We start from the raw sequence: 895 nt of genomic DNA on the forward strand, positions 1-895 counted from the left end.
TGGTGACGGTGGGTCGGATCCAGGAGAGTCTGTCGAAGATTGCTCCCGCGATTGCGAAGACTCAGGAGGTGTTGCGTTCCGCGGCGGAGACCTGTGTCGAGGTGGCCAACACCATCATCGACCTGTTCAAATCGCTGATCGAGTTCATCATCGCCTCCGCAGTCGTGTCGGCTGCGCTATCGATCCTCACCCTGGGCGCCTCCATCGCCGCTGAAGTGGCGGCCATCCTGGCCAAGGGGCTGCAAACCCTGGCCAAAGTGGTCAAGGTCGTGGAGCGCATGGCCAAGGTGCTGATGAAGCTGGCCGAACTTCTGACGAAACTCGTGGAAATCCTCAAGAAGATCGCCGAGTTCCTGCGCGCGATCAAGGAGATCCTCAAGCTGATCAAGGAGCTGAAGAAGGGCGCCACGCTGGTGGAGAAGGCCCTCCTCACCGGGGTCAAGTCGTTGATCACTTTCCCCATCAACAAGGGAGCCAATGCCGTCCTGGACGGGGTGGGCGCGCCCTTCAGGATGCCCAGTGGAGTGGGCGAGCTGCGGGAGGCGGGCAAGCACGGCGGCGACGCGCTCGACTCGTCGCAGGACGCCGTCGATTCCGCCACCGGAGTCCCCGGCCGCTGAACGAGCAGGGGGCGGCAGAGTGCCGCCCCCAACACTCGGCCCAGCAGCGCCGAACGCAACACGTCGAGGCCAACCGAACCCACGTCGTGCGATTCCATGAGGAGATCGAGGCACGGGACCGGCCCGCGGAGGATGCTGGGAGCATGCGTCGATGCGGAGAAGATGAGCTGGGCAGGGTTCGGGTTTTGTTGGGGCCGGGTGAGCAGCCGGTTTTCGGTTCGATGGTTTCGCCGCTCACCGGGGCGGTCAGTCTGGGTCCTGTGGACAACCGGATT

Annotated in this window: 2 protein-coding genes; both read left to right on the plus strand. The window is 63.9% G+C overall.

The window, feature by feature from the left end; all coding sequences use genetic code 11:
* On the plus strand, positions 1-620 hold a 620-nt coding region (locus EII42_RS13065), incomplete at its 5' end, for a fungal transcription factor regulatory middle homology region domain-containing protein (RefSeq protein ID WP_158676512.1).
* Between the two features lie 86 nt (positions 621-706).
* On the plus strand, positions 707-895 hold a 189-nt coding region (locus EII42_RS13585), incomplete at its 3' end, for a hypothetical protein (RefSeq protein WP_233558394.1).

Origin of the sequence: Tessaracoccus sp. OH4464_COT-324 (genome assembly GCF_003932855.1) — a bacterium.
In the GTDB taxonomy this organism is placed as follows: Bacteria; Actinomycetota; Actinomycetes; order Propionibacteriales; family Propionibacteriaceae; genus Arachnia.